This is a genomic window from Leptospira ilyithenensis (genome assembly GCF_004771005.1).
Classification (GTDB): Bacteria; Spirochaetota; Leptospiria; order Leptospirales; family Leptospiraceae; genus Leptospira_A; species Leptospira_A ilyithenensis.
The window spans coordinates 268,536-284,394 of sequence record NZ_RQHV01000061.1; the positions used below are offsets into that span (position 1 = coordinate 268,536).

At 41.9% G+C, this 15,859-nt stretch carries 15 protein-coding genes; 10 read left to right on the forward strand and 5 right to left on the reverse strand.

Annotation, left to right across the window (positions count from 1 at the left end):
* Nucleotides 1-2: 2 nt before the first annotated feature.
* Both EHS11_RS14595 and pdhA read right to left on the reverse strand, forming a co-directional pair.
* Entirely contained in the window at nucleotides 3-977 is a 975-nt protein-coding gene (locus tag EHS11_RS14595; RefSeq protein ID WP_135765119.1) for a pyruvate dehydrogenase complex E1 component subunit beta, read from the reverse strand.
* Nucleotides 978-1,964 (reverse strand): pyruvate dehydrogenase (acetyl-transferring) E1 component subunit alpha, encoded by a 987-nt coding sequence (gene pdhA, locus EHS11_RS14600; protein ID WP_135765120.1) that lies wholly within the window; start codon nucleotides 1,962-1,964, stop codon nucleotides 978-980.
* Between the two features lie 110 nt (nucleotides 1,965-2,074).
* On the opposite strand from pdhA, the gene EHS11_RS14605 reads away from it, so the two are divergent.
* Nucleotides 2,075-3,358: a hypothetical protein gene (locus EHS11_RS14605; protein ID WP_135765121.1), complete on the forward strand. Its 1,284-nt coding sequence runs from the start codon at nucleotides 2,075-2,077 to the stop codon at nucleotides 3,356-3,358.
* Nucleotides 3,359-3,405: 47 nt separating this feature from the next.
* Here the strand turns inward: EHS11_RS14605 and EHS11_RS14610 are convergent, their stop codons facing one another.
* Both EHS11_RS14610 and fbp read right to left on the reverse strand, forming a co-directional pair.
* Nucleotides 3,406-3,669 carry a hypothetical protein gene (locus EHS11_RS14610; RefSeq protein WP_135765122.1) on the reverse strand — a complete coding sequence of 88 codons (264 nt, stop codon included), beginning with the start codon at nucleotides 3,667-3,669 and terminating at the stop codon, nucleotides 3,406-3,408.
* Nucleotides 3,670-3,763: 94 nt separating this feature from the next.
* The gene (gene fbp / locus EHS11_RS14615; RefSeq protein ID WP_246047915.1) at nucleotides 3,764-4,798 is read right to left on the reverse strand and encodes a class 1 fructose-bisphosphatase; all 1,035 of its coding nucleotides are present in this window, start codon (nucleotides 4,796-4,798) and stop codon (nucleotides 3,764-3,766) included.
* Between the two features lie 73 nt (nucleotides 4,799-4,871).
* On the opposite strand from fbp, the gene EHS11_RS14620 reads away from it, so the two are divergent.
* The 6 genes from EHS11_RS14620 to EHS11_RS14645 all read left to right on the forward strand — a co-directional run bounded on the left by EHS11_RS14620 (nucleotide 4,872) and on the right by EHS11_RS14645 (nucleotide 11,272).
* Complete coding sequence (locus EHS11_RS14620) at nucleotides 4,872-5,699, forward strand: hypothetical protein (RefSeq protein ID WP_167884458.1); 828 nt, start codon at nucleotides 4,872-4,874, stop codon at nucleotides 5,697-5,699.
* 85 nt (nucleotides 5,700-5,784) lie between these two features.
* Nucleotides 5,785-6,003, forward strand: coding sequence for a 30S ribosomal protein S21 (gene rpsU / locus EHS11_RS14625; protein WP_109019595.1), 219 nt, complete (start codon nucleotides 5,785-5,787; stop codon nucleotides 6,001-6,003).
* 21 nt (nucleotides 6,004-6,024) lie between these two features.
* Entirely contained in the window at nucleotides 6,025-6,480 is a 456-nt protein-coding gene (locus EHS11_RS14630; RefSeq protein ID WP_135765125.1) for a GatB/YqeY domain-containing protein, read from the forward strand.
* A gap of 10 nt (nucleotides 6,481-6,490) precedes the next feature.
* On the forward strand, nucleotides 6,491-8,314 hold the full coding sequence (gene dnaG, locus EHS11_RS14635; RefSeq protein ID WP_135765126.1) for a DNA primase: 1,824 nt from the start codon (nucleotides 6,491-6,493) through the stop codon (nucleotides 8,312-8,314).
* Nucleotides 8,315-8,329: 15 nt separating this feature from the next.
* On the forward strand, nucleotides 8,330-10,102 hold the full coding sequence (gene rpoD, locus EHS11_RS14640; protein WP_135765127.1) for an RNA polymerase sigma factor RpoD: 1,773 nt from the start codon (nucleotides 8,330-8,332) through the stop codon (nucleotides 10,100-10,102).
* A 108-nt stretch (nucleotides 10,103-10,210) separates the two neighbouring features.
* Nucleotides 10,211-11,272, forward strand: coding sequence for an NADase-type glycan-binding domain-containing protein (locus EHS11_RS14645; protein ID WP_135765128.1), 1,062 nt, complete (start codon nucleotides 10,211-10,213; stop codon nucleotides 11,270-11,272).
* Nucleotides 11,273-11,276: 4 nt separating this feature from the next.
* Here EHS11_RS14645 and EHS11_RS14650 read toward each other — a convergent pair whose 3' ends face one another.
* Nucleotides 11,277-12,881: a glycerol-3-phosphate dehydrogenase/oxidase gene (locus tag EHS11_RS14650; RefSeq protein WP_135765129.1), complete on the reverse strand. Its 1,605-nt coding sequence runs from the start codon at nucleotides 12,879-12,881 to the stop codon at nucleotides 11,277-11,279.
* Nucleotides 12,882-12,973: 92 nt separating this feature from the next.
* On the opposite strand from EHS11_RS14650, the gene tyrS reads away from it, so the two are divergent.
* From tyrS to EHS11_RS14665, 3 genes are all read left to right on the forward strand, one after another.
* Nucleotides 12,974-14,200 (forward strand): tyrosine--tRNA ligase, encoded by a 1,227-nt coding sequence (gene tyrS / locus EHS11_RS14655; RefSeq protein WP_135765130.1) that lies wholly within the window; start codon nucleotides 12,974-12,976, stop codon nucleotides 14,198-14,200.
* A 61-nt stretch (nucleotides 14,201-14,261) separates the two neighbouring features.
* Complete coding sequence (locus EHS11_RS14660; RefSeq protein ID WP_135765131.1) at nucleotides 14,262-15,452, forward strand: polysaccharide deacetylase family protein; 1,191 nt, start codon at nucleotides 14,262-14,264, stop codon at nucleotides 15,450-15,452.
* Nucleotides 15,453-15,474: 22 nt separating this feature from the next.
* Nucleotides 15,475-15,849 carry a lysozyme inhibitor LprI family protein gene (locus tag EHS11_RS14665; RefSeq protein ID WP_135765132.1) on the forward strand — a complete coding sequence of 125 codons (375 nt, stop codon included), beginning with the start codon at nucleotides 15,475-15,477 and terminating at the stop codon, nucleotides 15,847-15,849.
* The last annotated feature ends 10 nt before the right edge of the window (nucleotides 15,850-15,859 follow it).

Sequence of the window (15,859 nt, forward strand, 5' to 3'; positions counted from 1 at the left end):
TATTACCTCAAGATCTCCCTTACCGCTTCTGCGACTCTTTCCGCATTGGGCAGACTTTCCCTTTCTAAGTTTGCCGCATAAGGCATAGGAACATCTTTTTGAGTCACTCTTTCCACGGGGTGATCCAGATAATCGAAAGCGTTTTTCTGAATCAGGTAGGCCACTTGTGCACCGAATCCTGCCACGGGCCAACCTTCTTCTACAACAAGCGCCCTGTTTGTTTTTTTGACTGATTCGTAAATGGCTTGTTCATCTAACGGACGTAAACTTCTCAAATCCACGATCTCGATCGAGATTCCTTCCTTTTCCAAAATTTTTGCCGCCTCTTCCGCAAAACCGAGAGCCCTCGACCAAGTGATAATGGAGAGATCAGTCCCTTTGCGTTTGATTTCTGCTAGGCCCAAAGGAATTGTATATTCCTGTTCGGGTACTTCTCCTTTGGTTCCGTACAATACTTCCGATTCTATAAATATGGTAGGATTGTTGTCACGGATGGAAGACTTGAGAAGACCATAGGCATCCTTCGGAGTTGCAGGGCAAACCACCTTCATCCCCGGGCAGTGGGCATACCAGGATTCGAAGGCCTGCGAATGTTGTGCTCCTAGTCTCCCCCCCACACCACCTGCGCCTCGAAATACTATTGGCATGGGAAATTGTCCTCCACTCATATAATTGATCTTAGCTGCCGAGTTGATGATCTGATCGATTGCTACGAGTGAAAAATTCCAAGTCATAAATTCAATGATGGGGCGAAGGCCTGTCATCGCCGACCCGACTCCGATGCCTGCAAATCCGTTTTCGGAAATAGGGGTATCTATCACTCTTTCTTCTCCGAATTTTTCGAGCATTCCTTGGGAAACTTTATAAGCACCTTGGTAATGTCCTACTTCCTCTCCCATCAGATAAATCAGAGGATCCTTTTCCATTTCTTCCATCATGGCACGGTTCAATGCTTCTCTATAAGTAAGAATTGCCATCTATTTGTCCTCTGCGTAAACGCTTTGGTAGAGTTGGGAAAGAGGGGGTTCCGGGGATTCGTCTGCAAATTGATACGCTTCGTCCACTTCTTCCTGTATGGACAAATCCAATGCATCCAAATCCTTTTCTGCTATCCCCGCGCTGATGAGTTCTGCCCGGGCGCGAAAGAGAGGATCTTTCTTTTTATAAGATTCCAATTCTTCTTTGGTTCTGTACTTGGCCGGATCGGACATGGAATGCCCTCGGAAACGGTAAGTTGAAATTTCGATGAGTGTCGGGCCTTCTCCTCTTCGGGCGCGATCCACTGCCACTTTCACATGGTCGTGCACTTTGCGAACCTCGTCCCCTTCTATATGATCGCGCGCCATATCGTAAGCATAAGCGCGAACTGATACGTCTTTTACGGCTAATGCACGATATTCGGGAGTACCCATGGCGTAATGGTTGTTTTCACAGATAAATACTACCGGGAGTTTCCAAATGGCGGCAAGGTTCAGACCTTCGTGAAAAGAACCGATGTTAGCTGCTCCTTCTCCGAAAAAACAAATGGTGACAGAATCTTCTTTTTTGTATTTGGAAGAAAATGCAATCCCGGCAGCGAGAGAGATATGACCTCCCACGATTCCGTGGCCTCCCATAAAATGGGCGTTTTTATCAAAGAAGTGCATGGAACCTCCGTTTCCTTTGGAGATTCCCGTCGCCTTTCCGAAGAGTTCCGCCATAAGTGGTTTGGGCTTTAGCCCCCGTGCCAATGCATGCCCATGATCTCTGTAGGTCGAAACGATATAATCTTTGGGTTCGAGTGCGGCAATGGAACCGACCCCCACCGCCTCCTGGCCGATATATAAATGTAAAAATCCTCCGATCTTTCCGATGCTGTACGCTTTTGCAGCAGCCTCTTCAAATTTGCGGATAAGTACCATTTGTCTGTAAAATTCATTTAATTCTTGAATCGAAGTTTTGTCTTTCGGGACGGAAGAAACCAAATTTTTGCCTCCAAAAACCTATAAAAAACTACACCATTTAGACGAGATTGGAAAGCAAAAATCTTGCGATCTGATCTGGTATTCTGATACTACTATTAAAGCAAGGTTTCATGAAAATTACAAGCACTGGAATAGAATTTATCGACTTCAATGAATTTAAACGGTTTGCTACAGATTACGATCTGTTAGGTTCCGTTTCTTTAAGTGAGCCGATCATTGATAAAAATGGAAATATTCTTATCAAAGAGAAAGTAGCCATTAAAGAAAATCTTTTGAAAAAACTGGAGGCGATGGAAGGCAAATACATTCCTTCTTTCAAGCTTGGGATGTCTCGCGATCTGATGCGTATGCTTAAGCAGGTTTTGACAAAGGCTGTGCTTACACGTGTCAACGATAGGAGCAATGAATTTATCAATCACCTTTATGAACAGAATGCGGAAAAGATGACAAGTCTCATCGGAATCATCCAGAATTCCTTTTATTCCAAACCTTTGGCACTTGCTTTTTTCAAAATACTTTTAAATCACAAGGAGTTTTTCAATCATCTCTCCGATTTGGGACTTTTGTCTTTGGGTTCGGTCATTCAAAAGCAATACAATTTAAAAATGGTCAACAGATATTCCTTCCTTGCCGGTTTATGTGCCGATATCAGTACTTTTAAAGACGGAATCTACAAGCAGTCATTAGGTGGACAAAGTCTGGGAAGAACATCTTCGCTTTCCGTCGAGATCGCGAGGAAACTAGGACTTCCCGAGGAGATTTTGTCTGCGATCGGAAGCCACCCAATTGCTAAATTCGAAATTCCTGGCGCAGTCATTATAGAGGTGAATTCCGAAGAACTTAGAAGCCATCCTCTCAACCAAGACTTACTGGCAGGAAGCGCGCTCGACGGGGATTCGGGAAGTGATGATGATAACGAGGATTCCGAATTTTCAGGGGAAGCCTCCGAGGTAGTGCTTGAGTCCTTGAAGATTGCCCGTTATGTGATTGAAAACTTAAAAGTGACTGCAGATAGAGATACTGTTTCCGAAAAACTTTTGGTGATGTTTACATATAGTGTGGAGAGGGGACTTTTTCGAAAAGATATCGCCGACCCGATGATCAATTGTTTCAAAGAATTCGACGTTGCGATTAGAAAAATCCGATTGGTCGCCTCTGTGGAAAACAAATGCAAATTTCCTCCGTCAGCATGGGCTTACCCTAAGCCGAAATCCGCTCAGATTTTATGTAAGGATAGAAATTACCAATGTCCTTGGATTGTGAACGGCTGGGATTTGAAAATCATTACTGCTCAGGATCCGTTCGGATATATAGGAACTGTACTTTCTGTGGGAACTTATCCGAAATGTGCTTTGGAAGAGGAGCTGCATGAAAAGGTGAGGATTTCGGATTGAAAGGGAAAGAGCCAACCCGGTCGGGCTGGCTCATATGAGATGGTTTCTTAGAAACTAGGTTTTTTTGCGTTAAGTGCGTCTTTCGCCGCATCCGCACCGGCTGCTGCTTGTTTTTTTACTTCAGTTTCTGCTTTTTTTACAGCTTCTGTTGCTGCTGCTTTTGCTTTCGCTTCTGCTTCGGAAACTGCCGCTTTTGCTGCATCTTCGATTGCCGCAGGTGTTTCTTCCACTTTTGCTTCTTCTTTTTTACAGAAAGAAAGGCTGGTTGCTAAAGCAAGTCCAAGTACTAGAATCAATGTTCTTTTGTTCATTTAGAGAATACTCCTTAATCTAAACAGATTTGCCAATTTTAAAGAACTTCCATTTCTCAGAAAAGTACATTTGTAAATTTTTTACCGGACCCGGTTATTTTTTTGGAATAAATTTCAAAAACTCTTCCACTTCGTTTTTGCTTCCTATGATCAAGGTAGTTCTCTCGTGAAGTTCGGTGGGTTGTAAATCGAGAACTCTTTCTCCTTTTACGGTAACCGCCATTCCTCCTGCTTGTTCTGCGATAAGAGCCATTGGTGCCGCCTCATATAACAATCGTAATTTACCATTCGGGTATTTGGAAGATTTCGTATCGTTCGGATAGAGAAAAATCCCACCTTTCAATAAATTCCGATGAACATCCGCTACAAGAGAACCTATATAACGACCTGTTTTCGGCTTTTTTCCGCCTTCAATGGATTTGATATGGGAGATATAATTTTGTACTTCCGGACTCCAATACCCCGCATTTCCTTCGTTCGCCGAATATATGTCTCCTTTCTCGGGAGTTTTCATGCTCGGGTGGGAAAGTAGAAACTCACCCAAACTAGGATCAAGCGTGAATCCTGTGACTCCTTTTCCAGTCGTAAGCACAAGCATTGTGGAAGAACCGTAGATGATATAACCCGCACAAATCTGCTTTGAGCCTTTTTGGAGTAAGTCTTTGTGTTCTCCGGGTGCTTTTGAGCCGGGATCTAGCCTTTGGTGGATGGAAAAAATGGTTCCGATGGAAACATTTGTGTCTATATTCGAGGAACCGTCCAGAGGATCGATCGCCATAGTGTATTTCCCGATGGCATATCCTTCCGGAATTTGAATCACTTCTTCGTGTTCTTCACTTGCGAGTACGCACAAATGTCCGCAGATTTTCAAGGAGTTGTTGAATGCATTGTCTGCATATTGATCCAATTTCATTTGGGTTTCGCCTTGGACGTTCGTATCTTCGGTAGAACCTAAAATACCATCCAAAAGACCTGCTTTTCTCACTTCTCTCCCTACAATTTTTGCCGCATAAACCAGATGGTTTAAAAGAGCGCTAAATTCTCCCGAAGCGTACGGGATTTTGAGTTGCTCTTCTATGATGAATTGAGATAGAGAGATGAGTTGTTTTTGTTTTGGAGATGCGTTCACTAATTGCCCCGAGATGGTTTTTCTCTTCATTTTTAGAGCCAAGGCGCACAGGCAATCCGATAATTAAATGAATATGGAATTCCAATCCCCTTATCCTGTCACTGCCACTGAGGATCTAAAGATCACAGAATATCATTTGCGTCGTTTGAGTTATGCATTTTGGACTATGAATGCGGTTTCCGGATTTCTTTTCTTGGAAAACGAACCTGTTTTTCGTTTGGGTGGGGCTGAAAAACAAAACCAACTTCTCCGTCAAATTTTAACCAATATTGAGACTTTGGAAAGAGAATCCGAAGAAATGATCCCCCTCAAGATCGGAAATTGGGAAGAGGAAGGAGCCGCTCTCCAGGCAACACTGATTCGTTTTCCTCATAAAGAGTTGTTTGTGTTTGCGGTACTAGTTCAAAAAGGGGAAACCGATTTCCCGGAAAACAAATGGAAACAATTGGCAAATTCCGTTTTGACCTATTTATCTGTAGGAATTTCCAAACAAGAAAAGACACTCTTAAGTTTTCGCAGCTTTACCGAAGTATTTCGAACCAAAATGGAATCCTCTCTCGAAGAGAGTAAAACCGGTGTCCTGGCATTATTTTACCTCCAGGATCTCTCTCCTTTTTTTAAACCTTTGGGAATTGTCAAAAGCCAGGAAATCATCCGCGAAGTTTCTTCCACACTCCAAGCTATGGCAAAAAACGGAGAATTGTTTTTTCAAATGAATTTACGTTCCTTTTATCTGTTTTGCCCGGGAGAAACATTGGAACATGCGAACAAAAGGTTGGAAGGACTGTATTTTCCCTCCAAACACATGATTTTGGACTACAAATTGCAATTATTCCCCGTAAGTTTGGAAGTAGTCCAGGATTTGAACCAATTTAGCTCATTATTTATGGAAAATTTCTAAGTTTTGAATTCTCCCTCGTTGACAAGGGAATGCGTTTCGAATTACTGTAAAATTTAAACCATTTCGAGAGGACAGTGATTCGTCTATGACCCCACAAGTAGGGATTTATTTAAAAGAAGGTGAATCTATCGAGGCAGCGCTTCGAAGATTCAAACGTGATTGTGCCAATGCTGGTATCATGAGTGAGATTAAGCGTAGAGAATACTTTGAAAAACCAAGTGTTGTCAAAAAGAAAGCTGTTGAAGCGGCAAGACGCAAAAGAGATAAAAAGAAGAGATTGTTCGCAAAGAAAGACAAACTCTAATTCTCTTTCATTCCATCTCTCATGACCCTCCAAGAGACAATAAATGTTGATCTGAAGCAGGCTCTTAAGTCGAAAGAAGAGCCTACTCTTGGAACGTTGCGCCTACTCAAAGCAGACATTCAATATGAGCTTACAAAAACCGGAGCGTCGGAACTTTCCGATACTGCAGTTATGCAGATTCTGAAATCTAACTATAAAAAGAGAAAAGATACTGCTGTAGAGTATGATAAAGTAAATCGAAAAGATTTAGCAGATAGGGAACGATCTGAAGCTGAAGTGATTTTGCGTTATATACCTGCTGAAATTTCGGATGAAGAAATACAAAACACTGTTTCTAAGCTCGTAAAAGAGTTAGGTGCTAGTGGTCCATCGGACATGGGCAAGGTAATGGGAAAAGTCATGGCAGAATTCAAAGGTCAAAACATCGACGGTTCAAAAGTATCTCATTACGTAAAACAAGCATTATCCAGTCTCTAAAAGCGGTGCCATGAATTCGTATCAGAATTTCAAAGAACGCGTCCGCAGAGAAGTCTCCATCGACTCTTATATCAATCGTTTTGTGCCCTTAAGACGCGCAGGCCGCAACCTAACAGGACTTTGCCCATTCCATAACGAAAAAACTCCTTCCTTCAGTGTAAACGCAGAGTCGGGATTTTATCATTGTTTCGGATGCAAAGCCTCCGGAGATATTTTCCGCTTTGTCATGGACTACCAGAAGGTGGATTTTATCAAAGCTTTGGAAATTCTCGCCGATTACTCCGGCATTCCCCTTCAGGAAAAAACCCAAAGCGAAGAGGAAGAGGACCGCAAAAAAGAAGCGTTGTATCAAATTTCCCAAAGAGCCAAAGAATACTTTCAGAAAAATTTTGCAACCACAGCCGGAGAAGTGGCTCTTAAGTATTTGCAGGAGCGAGGGTTATATGAAGAAGATATCAAAGTTTTTGGAATCGGATTCGCATTGCCCGGATTTGCCAATATCATAAAAGATTTATTTCGAACGGAATCTGAAATCAAGTTGGGCGAGTCCCTCGGTCTTTTGAAACGTCAGGACAAAAACAGAGATCCTTATGATTTTTTCAGAAGTAGGGTGATGTTTCCAGTAATCGATTCCAAAGGAAGGGTTGTCGCTTTTTCCGGAAGGATCGTAGGTCAGTCGGAAGAAGCAAAATACATCAACAGTCCCAATTCTTTGATCTATGACAAAAGTCGTATTTTTTATAATTTAAATTTAGCTCAGGATTCCATTAGAAAACACAGGGAAGCTGTTGTAGTCGAAGGTGTGTTCGACGCCATCGGGCTTTTCCGAAAAGGAATAGAATCCGTAGTGGCCCCTTTGGGAACCGGATTTACGGAAGGACATGCCCGAATCCTGAAAAACATGTCGGACCGGGTGATCCTTATGATGGACTCTGATTCTGCAGGTGTCAAAGGTGCTTTCCGTGCCGTGAACCTACTCAGCAAAGAAGGGATCGAAGTGAAGGTTGCTTCCGTTCCCGAGGGAAAAGACCCCTACGATTATTCATTAAATCACAACAAACAGGAAATCCGTTCCATTTTGGAAAACTCCAGTTCCGCTTCCCAATTTATGATCGCTCAGATTTTATCGGGAACCAGTTCCATTTCCCAACCGGAAGCCAAACAAGCCAGTATCAAACGGTTGCTAGATTTTGTAAAATCTATGGAAAAAGAGACCGACAAACAGGTCTATTTACAAGAGGGCGCAAAACAATTAGGACTCTCTTTTTCTGCACTTTTTCGTGATTTTGAGGGCACTGTTCAGAAAAGTTCACCCCCTCCCGGAACCGATAATAAGAGAGCGAGTAAGGGACCGATTGCTACTAAAAAAGCAAACTCCGCCCAACTTTGCGAAAGAAAGATGATCGCCAAACTGATTCAAAACCAAGAGCTGTTTTCCTTTGCAGATGATGTATTGCAGTTGGAATTTTTAGACGAAGCTTCTTCGTTTTTATGGGATTATCTTTATACCAAATTTTTACAGAATGAGCCGATCAGCCCGGCAGAGATTCTTTCCAAAGAAGATATTCCGAAAGAATATCTGGGACTTGTGGCAGAGCAGTTTTCTTCGGAAGAAGCAAACGCGGGCAATGGCGATTCCATTTTCAAAGAACTACTTTGGCAACATAAAGCGCATCAGTACGATTTTGCGATGAACGATATTACGAAACGAATGGGAGATAGTTCTCTCTCACTCGAAGAGAAGAGAGATCTTCTGACAGAACTTTCATTTCTAAAGAATGAAAGGGACAAGATTTGGGAGTATCTCCGAAAACTCCAACCCCAAGAAGTATAAGAGGACATATAGAAGATGGAAAATTTAGCAGGCCTTCCCGAAGTACAAAAGATTATCTCCATTGGAAAGGCGAATCGGGAAGTATCTTACGATGAAATTAACGAAATCCTTCCGGACAAAATTTTAAATTCTGAAAAAATCGACGACGTCTTTACTCTGTTACATGAGATGGGGATTGAAATTGTGGAGGAATACTCTAAAAAATCTTTGGAAGAATCCAGTAGTCTGACAACGACGAAAGAAGACACTTCCAAAGAACCGACGGTAAAACCGGCGCGTAAAAAAAGAGAGTCCACTGTTTCTTCCAGTTCGGAAGATCCGATTCGATTGTATCTGAAAGAGATTGGTAAGGTTTCTCTTATCTCGGGAGAAACGGAAGTTTTTCTCGCAAAACGAATTGAAAAAGGCGAAAAGATCATAGAAGAGACCATACTCGGTTCTTCCATCCTTCGTCAAAATTTTGCAAAACTTATTCCTAAGATTAAATCCAAAAAGATCAAAGTCTACGATCTAGTCAAAGTTGACAAAATGTACGCTCTGAACCAAGAGCAGGCGGACAAATTAGAAAAAGTATTCTTTGAGAATATGGATCTGATCCAACAAGACGAAAAGGTTTTGAATGAATCGGTCAACCGTATCCGCAAGTATTCCGAAAATTCGAAGAAGTTCAAAGAACTCAAAGAAAAGATAGATGCTTCTTACGGCAAAATCGACGAAGCCATTCGTAAGATAGGAGTCTCTCAGAAAGAGATCCAAAAGATTTCTCAGAAAATCAAATCTATGGTTTTCCGAGTCAAAGAGATCGAAAAACATTTTTTAAAGATCAAAGCCAAATATGGTCATGATGTTCGTGAAATCAAAGGTTTAAACCGTTTCATCGAAAAGAACGAAAACCTGGATGAAATCGAAAAGATGATGAGTTGCGATATTGACGAAGTCAGAGAAGTCATCAAAGACATTCGCAATAATGAGCGTAAACTCCGCCGTATGGAACAGGAAGCCGGTTCACCTGTCAATGAAATCAAAGACTGGGGTGAAAAGATCATCAAGGGAGAAAGGGAAATTGCACAAGCAAAACGCGAATTAGTTCGTGCGAACCTAAGACTTGTTGTTTCCATTGCAAAACGGTATGCAAACCGGGGGATGCATTTCTTCGACCTGATCCAGGAAGGAAATATCGGTCTCATCCGGGCAGTAGACAAATTCGAATACAAAAAAGGTTATAAGTTTTCCACTTATGCAACTTGGTGGATTCGACAAGCAATCACCCGTGCTATTTCCGACCAAGCTCGTACGATCCGTGTTCCTGTTCATATGATAGAACAAGTGAATAAGGTAATTCGCGAAACCAGACTCTTTGTTCAAGAGTTCGGTCGTGATCCTTCCAATGATGAAATTGCGGAAAGATTGGGCTGGCCTGTACAAAAAGTAAAGGCTGTGAAAAACGTAGCCCGCGAACCTATCTCTCTCGAGATTCCGGTGGGTTCCGAAGAAGATTCGGAACTAGGAGATTTTATTGAAGACAAGGATGTAATCTCTCCGCTCAATTCTGCTGCGACTTCCATTCTTTCCGAACAGATCAGACAAGTTCTGCAAACCCTTCCTGCCCGTGAGCAGAAAGTCATTAGAATGCGATTCGGTTTGGATGATGGATATGCTCAAACATTGGAAGAGGTCGGGTATCAGTTCAAAGTGACTAGGGAGAGGATTCGTCAGATCGAAGCGAAAGCGCTCCGTCGTCTACGCCACCCGAGTCGTTCCAAAAAACTCAAAGACTATATCGATTAATCCACGTGAGGTGGAAGGGAAACTTTCCACCTCGGGACTTCTTTCTCCTCTCCCTCTCCGCGCCTTTTTTTTCCTTGCCAAACAATAAAAATAGTTTAGTGGTTAGGAATGTTTAAATTCCAGAAGAGCCCAGTCATTCTAATTCTTGCACTTCTTTTTGCTTGCGGACCTAAGTCGGAAAAAGCACTTACCTACCAAAGTTCTGCGTCTGTCGGCCAGGTAAATCCGGAGCAGCCTTGGCGTTATAGCCCTGAATATGTTTTGGATGGAAAGGCAAATACCGGTTTTTGCGCGGATCCGAAATTACCTGATTCAGGATTCACTTTATTTTTAGAAAACCCTTCCGAATTTTCCGCCATCCAAGTGGTAAACGGTTTTGCCAAATCGGCAAACGATGCGATCCAAAATGCCCAAGCGAAAAAAATAAAAGTCAGCTCGCTCATAGTCAGTTTTCCGGAAGGAAAAACAAAAATCCATTCCCAAGAGTCTGTTACTGTTGAATTGAAGCCTGTTTCTTTTTCTGGCACTACTGCCAACGCAGAGGCGGTGGATCTTGGGCAAAAGTTAAAAGGAAATTGGATTCGAATCGAACTTTTGGACTTTCATAAAGGCAGCAAATACAAGGATGTTTGTATTTCCGAATTGAAAGTAGGCGAGCTAAAAGATTCCAAATTCAATTCTTTTCCGATCACTAACGAAGAAAAGGTAAAAGCAGTGATTAACGGTTACGAAGAAGGCTCCAAACATTTTTGGGCATTCCGCAAACTGATCACTGCAAACGAAGCCGGTTCCATTAATTTTTACGATCAGGAATTGGTACTGCCGGTATATTTCAAATCGGACAATACGTTCAGTTTTTCCGAAATGTTCGGAGGAGACCCGAGTGCGGGAGGATTCCAGCCTGCCATCCAAGGAAGGTATTCTGTTTTTTCTGCCGGAGGTGAAGGCGTAGAACTGACGTTAAACTATTTTGACGCAAGCGGAGTGGAAAGAAATGATACATGGATTTTCAAAAGAGCTGTTGCAGATGATGAAGATTTTGAAACTTTCAAAACCAAACTGGGAACCAAATTCTCCGAAGTATTCGACTCCAAATCTTTTTATCTGCTTTTTCTAAAAGAAAAGGAATCGAATCGTTCTTTCTATAATTATGAAATTCCTTTGAAATAAAAAACTATCCGATTGTTTTTTCCAAAGAAAGGATCAGGTCTTTTAATTCCTTAAGAGAATCCTTTCTTTGGACTTCCGTCCAACTCAAGGTTTTAGCAAGAGATTTGGAAACTGGGTCGGCCAATTTTTTTGCAAGTTGCAGATCCAAAAACAAAACCCTCCATCTTCTTGCAATGATATCTGATACGGAATGAGCAAATTCCTTTTCGATGAAATGTTGAATCTCTTCTTCGAAATAACCGCTTCCTTTCAGAATTTCTGTCGGTTTTTTTCCCAGAATACTTTCGGCCTCTCCGCCTAAACTATCGGCGATTCTTGTCGCATCACCTTTTGTTAGGTTGTATTTGTTTTGAAGAGATTTGTAGAGATTGGGAGAGTATCCTTCTTTGCCCGGGAAAGAAAAGTCCATAGTGGAACATTCTTTTTTGTGTGTGAGTCCACCTTCCGTAATGAGTCTATCTGTCAGGTCTTCTCCCATCTTGCGATAGGTAGACCATTTTCCACCGGACATAGTAACAAGTCCTGAGTCGGAAACTAGGATCGCTTCTTCTCTGGAAATGGATTTTGTATTTTGGGATCCGTCCGGTGAGATGAGGGGTCTTAGTCCTGAAAATACGGACAGTATATCGTCTTTGGAAAGTTTGGTGTCGAGATAATCATTTCCCGTTTGTAATAGAAATTCCACTTCGTCTTTTAAAGGAAGCGGTTCGTCGTCAATGGATTTGATCGAGGTATCCGTTGTTCCCAGGACCACTTTGCCTTCCCAGGGAATTACAAATACGACTCTTCCGTCTGCGGTTTTGGGGATGATCATTGCGGATGTGCATGGAATTTTTTCTTTGGAAAATACCAAATGGATTCCCTGACTCGGAGAAAGTACGGAGCGTGCATTCGGATCGTCCAATTTTCTGATCGCGTCAATCCAAACTCCCGTTGTATTTGCCACCACCTTGGCCCGGATGGAAACTTTTTTCTTTGTCAAAAGATCCACAGCTTTCACTCCGACGATCTTTCCGCCTTCCTTTAAAAATCCTTCTACTTCCATTCTGGAAACAATGTCGGCACCTGCTTCTTTTGCTCCCCGGATGGTAGCGACATTTAACCTTGCATCATTGAATTGAGCGTCATAATAGGAAATTCCTCCCTTTAACGACTGTTTTTTGAGAGCTGGAAAAACCCGAAGCGCTTCTTCTCTGGAAATTCGTCTGTGTCCGGGAACCGTTGAGGTACCAGCCAAAAAATCATACATGGTAAGGCCGATGGAAAAATATGGTTTTTCATACCAAGAGTAGGTAGGTAAAACAAAGGGAAGGGGTTTCACAAGATGGGGTGCATTTTGAAGCAGTCGTTTTCTTTCTGTTAGTGCTTCATGAATTAATTTGAAATGAAACTGTGCGAGGTAACGAACCCCTCCGTGAATGAGTTTTGTGGAACGGGAAGATGTGCCGCTCGCAAAGTCTTTTTTTTCAAGTAGTGCAACTTTGTAGCCACGAAGGCTTGCATCTAAGGCGGTGCCGGCACCCGTAGCACCTCCTCCGAGGATCAGAATGTCGTAATCAGTGTTTGCTAGGGTTTGTAGGGTTTTTGATCTTTCTTTGGATACTGCCATTTGTACAATTTGCTTTTCTTGCCTATAGAGATTCTTAGGTAAGTGTTGTCATAAGTCACCATTTCATCCATCTAAAAATTTTATAAGTAACTATGAAAACCGAATCAGAGATCAATTCAGAACTAGAAAAAATCCGTCGAGGAACTGTTGAAATCATTAGCGAACCGGAATTAAAGGAAAAACTGAGAACCAAAGGTAATTTGAAAATCAAAGCGGGCTTTGATCCCACAGCTCCCGATCTTCATCTGGGACATTTTGTTCTTCTCCGCAAGCTCAGACATTTTCAGGAACTGGGTCATGAGATTTTATTTTTGCTCGGGGATTTTACCGGAATGATAGGAGACCCGACCGGCAAGTCGGAAACCAGAAAAAGACTTACGAAAGAAGACGTTCTCGCCAATTCCCAAACCTATCAGGAACAAGTATTTAAAATCCTGGACAAAGAAAAAACAAACATCGTCTACAACTCCTCCTGGTGTAGCGAGATGAAATTCGAAGAGGTTCTGATTCTTACATCAAAGTATACTGTATCGAGGATGCTTGAGAGGGATGATTTTACCAAAAGACACCAGTCCGGCAATCCCATTTCCATGATTGAATTTTTATATCCTCTTGTGCAAGGTTACGATTCTGTGGCACTCCACGCAGATGTAGAGTTAGGTGGAACGGATCAGAAGTTCAATCTCCTGGTAGGCCGCGACTTACAGAGAGAATACGGTCAAGCTCCTCAATCGGTTGTCACGATGCCTCTACTTGTGGGACTGGACGGCGTTAAAAAAATGTCCAAGTCTTTGGGCAATTATGTGGGAATTACGGAAAGTCCTTTGGATATGTATGGAAAGATCATGTCGATCTCGGATGAGTTGATGTGGAATTATTTCGATCTGCTGACGGATCTTCCCAAAGCGACCATTGAAGAAAGAAAATCCTCTATCAAAAATAAAACGGCACATCCTAAGGAAGTAAAAACCGAATTGGCACTCCTCATCATGGATCAACTTCACCCAAGTGAGGAAAATCGAAATGCTGTTTCCGAATGGCAAAGGATCCATGACCCTAAAAACCGTGCTTTGCCGGATGAGATACAAACGACAAACTTGGGGGCTGAATTTTTTGCAGAGAAATCTCCCATGCTTGTTTCCGTTTTGGCCCAACTGAAATTTATCCCTTCCGCCTCGGAAGGAAGAAGACTCATCCAGTCGGGAGGTCTCTATTTGAATGAAGAAAAATTGACAGACCCTGTTTTGGTTCTGGAGAAAGAAAAAGAATACCTGATCCGCCAAGGGAAAAAAGGCAAATTTTTAAAATTAATTACTTAAACCTCCCGAAAGATCGGGGGGGACAAAGACCGATAATTTACATAAGGTTTCCTATTTCCAGATGTCCGTTGATCCAACCAAAGAAGAAAAAGAAATTCAAGACATCGTCCATGAATTGTCTCAGGATATCGAGAAACATCGTAATTTTGTAAAAAAAGCCCAAAAATTTGTAATTCTTTTTTTATCCGGTTCCCTTGTTTTCGGGATCATTGTCCTCGTCGGCTATTTACTTTATTTGAATTTTTCAGTCTCAAGACTTGAGTCGGTTGTGGAAGAGAAAGATCGCAACTTGCAGGAGTTAGAGCAAAATCTTTTTTCTCTTATGTATCAGGAACAGTTGAGAGAAGAACAAAGTCTTTCTGCAAATGCCGATTCGGACGAAGAATTAAAAAGACAGGTTCAGCAAAATATAGATTATCTGAAGGAAGCAACTCTCGGAAGTAAGGGTAAAAATATACTCCGTGGAAATGAGTCTTATCCCGAGATTGCATTGACCTTCGATTTGGCGACGGGCGAAGAACTTTCCACGTTGCTTCAATACATTAAAGATTACGATATTAAGGTAACTGTATTCCTTTCGAATGAAAGGCCGTCCGACGTAAGCGGAAGTTTTTTCATAAGACAGAACCTGGACATCATCAAAAAAATGTCCAAGACCGGAAAGGTTGAATTTGCAAATCATACTTGGAGCCATTTTAATTATTTCAGATCCGTGACCGAGACATCCAAAAGAAAAAGAACTGTTTTGGAATATCTATCCAAACAGGTTTTGGATCTGCCTCGTATGGCGGAAGAACTGAAAAGAGTGGAAGATATTTATTCTTCTCTCACAAAGCAAGAATTAACAAAATACTATCGCCTTCCTTACGGAGCCATCAACCAGTTGATTTTGGACGCTCATGCCAAAGTAGGGTATACGGATCATATCATGTGGTCCAGAAATAGCAAAGGGTCCCTTGATCTTCCCGATTATATCCATAGACCTTTTTTGTATAAGGTGAACGGGAAAGGGAAAAAGGAAGTGGTCAAAAACCCTCACTATAAAACCAGCCGGGAAACTTTGGATTATTTGGACCTATGGGAAGCAGGTGATCCGAACGGAATGAACGGAGCCATCATCTTAATGCACTTAGGCGGCCCTCGTAAATTTGACAAATTGATTTATATTCTACCCGAATTCATCGATAAGATGCAAAAAAAAGGATATAGATTCGTTACACTGACGGAAGTTTTGAACGAAAAGAAAGATTAAACACCTTAGATAGGGATATTTTATGAAAACAATTTTAGTAGGAATTTTCGTGTTAGTTGTAGGTTCCTCTTTGTATGCGGACAATTGCGATAAACCGAAAGATGATTTTGACGGTTTATACTGTCTGAATAAAGTTTATATCCAAGCGGATAAAGATTTAAACGATGCTTATAAAAAGTTGAATTCCACTTTGGCCGTAGATGCAAAGAAAAAATTAAAAGAGTTTCAGCTTTCCTGGATTCAATCCAGAAATTCGGAATGCAGTTGGAAGGACGAAAGAGGATTTTTCGTAAACCTGAGTTGTGCCGCAAATAAAACGATCTCGCGCACCGATTTTTTAAATGCACGGATCAGAGAATGCAAAAGCACAGGCTGCCAACCAAGCCGCTTGGAATGACCAACTAACT

What these genes read in the sequence shown, in the direction of transcription:
- EHS11_RS14650 (WP_135765129.1), bottom strand. Translation starts at nt 12,881, where the DNA reads ATGGCAGTATCCAAAGAAAGATCAAAAACCCTACAAACCCTAGCAAAC.
- rpsU (WP_109019595.1), top strand. Translation starts at nt 5,785, where the DNA reads ATGACCCCACAAGTAGGGATTTATTTAAAAGAAGGTGAATCTATCGAG.
- EHS11_RS14605 (WP_135765121.1), top strand. Translation starts at nt 2,075, where the DNA reads ATGAAAATTACAAGCACTGGAATAGAATTTATCGACTTCAATGAATTT.
- EHS11_RS14645 (WP_135765128.1), top strand. Translation starts at nt 10,211, where the DNA reads ATGTTTAAATTCCAGAAGAGCCCAGTCATTCTAATTCTTGCACTTCTT.
- EHS11_RS14610 (WP_135765122.1), bottom strand. Translation starts at nt 3,669, where the DNA reads ATGAACAAAAGAACATTGATTCTAGTACTTGGACTTGCTTTAGCAACC.
- EHS11_RS14660 (WP_135765131.1), top strand. Translation starts at nt 14,262, where the DNA reads ATGTCCGTTGATCCAACCAAAGAAGAAAAAGAAATTCAAGACATCGTC.
- tyrS (WP_135765130.1), top strand. Translation starts at nt 12,974, where the DNA reads ATGAAAACCGAATCAGAGATCAATTCAGAACTAGAAAAAATCCGTCGA.
- EHS11_RS14630 (WP_135765125.1), top strand. Translation starts at nt 6,025, where the DNA reads ATGACCCTCCAAGAGACAATAAATGTTGATCTGAAGCAGGCTCTTAAG.
- EHS11_RS14665 (WP_135765132.1), top strand. Translation starts at nt 15,475, where the DNA reads ATGAAAACAATTTTAGTAGGAATTTTCGTGTTAGTTGTAGGTTCCTCT.
- dnaG (WP_135765126.1), top strand. Translation starts at nt 6,491, where the DNA reads ATGAATTCGTATCAGAATTTCAAAGAACGCGTCCGCAGAGAAGTCTCC.
- rpoD (WP_135765127.1), top strand. Translation starts at nt 8,330, where the DNA reads ATGGAAAATTTAGCAGGCCTTCCCGAAGTACAAAAGATTATCTCCATT.
- EHS11_RS14620 (WP_167884458.1), top strand. Translation starts at nt 4,872, where the DNA reads ATGGAATTCCAATCCCCTTATCCTGTCACTGCCACTGAGGATCTAAAG.
- EHS11_RS14595 (WP_135765119.1), bottom strand. Translation starts at nt 977, where the DNA reads ATGGCAATTCTTACTTATAGAGAAGCATTGAACCGTGCCATGATGGAA.